The sequence below is a fragment of the Ramlibacter aquaticus genome (genome assembly GCF_015159745.1).
In the GTDB taxonomy this organism is placed as follows: Bacteria; Pseudomonadota; Gammaproteobacteria; order Burkholderiales; family Burkholderiaceae_C; genus Ramlibacter; species Ramlibacter aquaticus.
This window is the reverse complement of sequence record NZ_JADDOJ010000140.1, coordinates 1-4,566: the sequence shown is the minus strand read 5'-3', so window position 1 is coordinate 4,566 and position 4,566 is coordinate 1. Positions and strand designations below refer to the sequence as shown.

2 protein-coding genes are annotated in these 4,566 nt (G+C 68.9%); one reads left to right on the top strand and one right to left on the bottom strand.

Translation table 11 applies throughout. From position 1 onward, the window contains the following. Window positions 1-280: 280 nt before the first annotated feature. Complete coding sequence (gene dnaE / locus IM725_RS19625; protein WP_193782331.1) at window positions 281-3,739, bottom strand: DNA polymerase III subunit alpha; 3,459 nt, start codon at window positions 3,737-3,739, stop codon at window positions 281-283. A gap of 56 nt (window positions 3,740-3,795) precedes the next feature. On the opposite strand from dnaE, the gene IM725_RS19620 reads away from it, so the two are divergent. Continuing rightward, window positions 3,796-4,566, top strand: a 771-nt coding sequence (locus tag IM725_RS19620) for a sulfurtransferase (RefSeq protein WP_193782330.1), incomplete at its 3' end; no start/stop codon positions are given.

Here is a 4,566-nt window from a genome sequence, read left to right as displayed (position 1 = left end):
CGTCTGTCTGAGCGAAGCGGTCGCCGCAGGCGAGCGCGTAGCGAGTTACGCCGCAGGGCCTGGACCGAGCATCGCAGGGGAAGTCGGACACGAAGTGCCGACCGCCACAGTCGGCGCGGCACAGGGCTGCCGGGGCCGGGTGGGCCTGAGGTCACGCAGGCATGAAACGCGACCGCGGCCCGGAGGCCATCCGACGGGACTGGATTCGCCCGGCCTGCTGCGGGCAAGAACCGCAACACCTCACTCCCGGCCGGACCTGGGCTTACAACTGGCGACGCTCCTACTCGTAGACGATCTGCGCCCCGCCCTGGTCCGCCTGCGCCATCCAACTCGCAAGCGCTGCATCGCTGGGGAAGAACTTGGCCTCCTCGCCCAACTGCAGTTCCGCGATCGCGCCCTCGCGCTTGAGCGCCAGGCGCACGGGCAGGCCGCGCACCAGCTCGCCCTGCTCGGACTGCTCGCGCCGGGGCGGGAAATCGCTCACCAGGCGGCGGATGTCCGGGGCGTGGCCATTCACGGCCACGCGCAGGAACTTGCCGAAACGGCAGCGCGCGGTGGCCAGGTCCCAGACCTGGCTCACAGAGAGCCGCAGGCCGCCGGAGAAACGGTCGGGCTGCACCTTGCCCATGACGACGACCAGTTCGTCCTCCTTCAGCAGGTGGCGGTTGGCGTTGATCACGCCCTCGTCGGCGGTCGCCTCGATCATCCCGGACTTGTCGTCCAGCTTGAAGATCGCCAGCTTGCCGCGCTGGCCGTTGATGGTGCGGAAATCGCTGATGATGCCGGCCAGCAGCTGCTGCTCGCGGCTGTCGATCAGGTCGTCGATCTTGCGCTTGACGAAGCGGCGCACCTCCAGGGCCACCTCGTCGAAGAGGTGGCCCGAGAGGTAGAAGCCGACCGCCGTCTTCTCCTGCGTCAGGCGCTCCTTCACGCCCCAGGGCATGGCCTCGACCAGCGGCGGCTCCTGGTGGCTGGCGGCGTGCGAGTCGTCCATGTCGAACAGGCCGCCCTGGTTGGCATTGGCCTCCCGGGTGGCGGCGAATTCGTAGGCGCGGTCGATGGAGGCCACGAGCGCAGCTCGGTTCAGCTCCAGCGCATCGAAGGCCCCGGCCTTCACCAGCGCCTCCACCGTGCGCTTGTTGATGCGGCTGCGGTCCACCCGGCAGCAGAAGTCGTACAGGCTGCTGAAGGGGCCGCCCTCTTCCCGGGCGCGCACGATGGCCTCGATGGCCAGCTGCCCGGTGCCCTTGATCGCGCCCAGGCCATAGCGGATCACCTTGTCCGACACGGGCTCGAAGCGGTAGTTGCCGCGGTTCACGTCGGGCGGCTCGAAGGCCAGGCCGAAGTTGTCCGTCGCGTCGTGGAACAGCACCTTCAGCTTGTCGGTGTCGTCCATTTCCACGGTCATGTTCGCGCAGAAGAACTCGGCCGTGTAGTGCACCTTCAGCCAGCCCGTCTGGTAGGCCAGCAGCGAGTAGGCGGCGGCGTGCGACTTGTTGAAGCCGTAGCCCGCGAACTTCTCCATCAGGTCGAAGATCTCGTCGGCCTTGACCTCGGTGATGCCGTTCTGCGCCGCGCCCTTGCGGAAGATCTCGCGGTGCTGGGCCATCTCCTCGGCCTTCTTCTTGCCCATCGCCCGGCGCAGCAGGTCGGCGCCGCCCAGGGAGTAGCCGCCCAGCACCTGCGCGGTCTGCATCACCTGCTCCTGGTAGACCATGATGCCGTAGGTCTCCGAGAGCACCTTCTCCACCAGCGGGTGCGGGTACTCGACCTGCTCGCGCCCGTGCTTGCGGGCCACGAAGCTGGGGATCAGGTCCATGGGGCCCGGCCGGTACAGCGCGTTCAGCGCGATCAGGTCCTCCAGGCGTGTGGGCCGGGCGTCGCGCAGCATGCCCTGCATCCCGCGCGATTCGAACTGGAACACCGCCTCGGTCTTGCCGTCGGAGAACAGGCGGTAGGTGTGCGGGTCGTCGAGCGGGATGTCCTCGAAGACGAAGTTCTCGCGCCCGGCATGCCGCTTGCGGATGAACTCCTTGGCGATCTCCAGGATGGTGAGCGTGGCCAGCCCCAGGAAGTCGAACTTCACCAGGCCGGCCGCCTCCACGTCGTCCTTGTCGTACTGGCTCACGGCCGAGTCGCTGCCGGGCTGCTGGTAGAGCGGCGTGAAATCGGTGAGCTTGCCGGGCGCGATCAGCACGCCGCCGGCGTGCATGCCCACGTTGCGGGTCATGCCCTCCAGCTTCTGCGCCAGCTGGATCAGGGTCTTGACCTCGTCCTCCTTCTCCAGCCGCTCGGCCAGCACCGGCTCCTGCTCGATCGCGCCGGCGATGGTCACGTGCTGGCCGGGCTTGTTCGGGATCAGCTTGCTGATGCCGTCGCAGAAGGTGTAGCTCATGTCCAGCACACGGCCCACGTCGCGGATGGCCGCGCGCGCGGCCATGGTGCCGAAGGTGGCGATCTGGCTCACCGCCTCCTTGCCGTACTTCTCCTTGACGTAGTCGATGACGCGGTCGCGGTTGGACTGGCAGAAGTCGATGTCGAAGTCGGGCATGGACACCCGCTCCGGGTTCAGGAAGCGCTCGAACAGCAGGTTGTACTGCAGCGGGTCCAGGTCGGTCACCTTGAGCGCGTAGGCCACCAGCGAGCCGGCGCCGGAGCCGCGGCCCGGGCCCACCGGGCAGCCGTTGTTCTTGGCCCAGTTGATGAAGTCCGACACGATCAGGAAGTAGCCCGGGAAGCCCATCTTCAGGATGGTGCCGATCTCGAACTCCAGCCGCTCGATGTAACGCGGCGTCTGCTTCTCGCGCTCGGCCTCGTTGGGGTAGAGGTGAAGCAGCCGCTCCTTCAGGCCCTCGTGCGAGGCGAAGCGGAAGTACTCCTCGATGGGCATGCCGTTGGGCGTGGGGAAGTTGGGCAGCCGCGGCTTGCCCAGGTCCAGCACCAGGTTGCAGCGCCTGGAGATTTCCAGCGTGTTGGCGATGGCCGAGGGCACGTCGGCGAAGAGCTGCTCCATCTGCGCCTGGGGCTTGAACCACTGCTCGCGGGTGAACTTGCGCACGCGCCGCGGGTTGCCCAGGATCTCGCCCTCGGAGATGCAGACGCGCGCCTCATGGGCCTCGTAATCGTCCTCGTGCGTGAACTGCACCGGGTGCGTCGCCACCACGGGCAGGTTCAGGCGCGCGGCCAGTTGCACCGCACCCGTCACCTGCGTCTCGTCCTCGGGCCGGCCGGCGCGCTGCAGCTCCAGGTAGAAGCGGTGCGGGAACAGGCCCGCCAGGCGCAGCGCGACCTCGGCGGCACGGGCTTCGTCGCCCTGCACCAGCGCCTGGCCGACCGGGCCCGCCTGGGCGCCGGACAGCGCGATGAGGCCTTCGCCGAGCTCACCCAGCCACTCCACGCGGCAGGCCCCCTGGGCCTTGACCACGTTGCGCGTCCAGGCCCGCGCCAGGAGTTCGCACAGGTTGAGGTAGCCCTGGCGGCTTTGCACCAGCAGCAGGATGCGGGAGAGGCTGGCCTCGTCCTTGGACAGGCCCTGCACGTAGACCTCCGCGCCGATGACCGGCTTGACGCCGGCCGAACGCGCGGCCTTGTAGAACTTGATGGCGCCGAACAGGTTGTTGAGGTCCCCGATGGCCAGGGCCGGCTGGCGGTCCGCCGCGGCCGCGGCGACGATGTCGTCGATCCGGTTGGTACCGTCGAGAATGGAAAATTCCGTGTGCAGGCGCAGGTGGACAAACATCCAGCCATTGTAGGAAACGGGGCGGCCGCGACCTGCGCGTTTCCTACAATGGACCCGTGAATTCCGTCCTCAACGTGTCGGCCTACCGCTTTGTGCAGATCGCCGATCCGCACCCCCTGCGGGAGACCCTGTTCCACGAGGCCCGGGGCCTGGGCCTCAAGGGCACCGTGCTGCTGGCCCACGAGGGCATCAACCTCTTCCTGGCCGGACCGCCGCAGGCGGTGCATGCCTTCCTGGGCCACCTGCGCGAGGACGCGCGCTTCGCCGGGCTGGAGGCCAAGGAAAGCCTGTCGCCGCAGGTGCCCTTCCGCCACCTGCGCGTGAAGGTCAAGCGGGAGATCATCCGCATGAACCGCCCGGCGGTGCAGCCCGCCCGGGGCCGCGCGCCAGCGCTGCCCGCCGCCACCCTGCGGCGCTGGCTGGACCGTGGCAGCGACGATGCCGGCCGCCCCGTGGTGCTGCTGGACACGCGCAACGATTTCGAGGTGGACCACGGCAGCTTCGCGGGCGCGGTGGACTGGCGCCTGCGCAGCTTCGGTGATTTCCCCGCCGCGGTGGAGCGCCACGTGCAGGACCTGCAAGGCAAGACCGTGGTCAGCTTCTGCACCGGCGGGATACGCTGCGAGAAGGCGGCCATCGTGCTGCGCGAGGCCGGCCTGGACGCGGTCTGGCAGCTCGAAGGCGGCATCCTGCGCTACCTGGAGCAGGAGGGCGGTGCGCACTGGCGCGGCCGCTGCTTCGTGTTCGACGGGCGCGAGTCGCTGGACGCTGCCCTGCAGCCGGCGCGGGGCGACACCCCGGCCCCGGCCCTGCCCGCTTCCACGGCC

Bases quoted from the DNA above. Each gene is read 5' to 3' on its own strand.
- dnaE (WP_193782331.1), bottom strand. From the start codon at position 3,739: ATGTTTGTCCACCTGCGCCTGCACACGGAATTTTCCATTCTCGACGGT.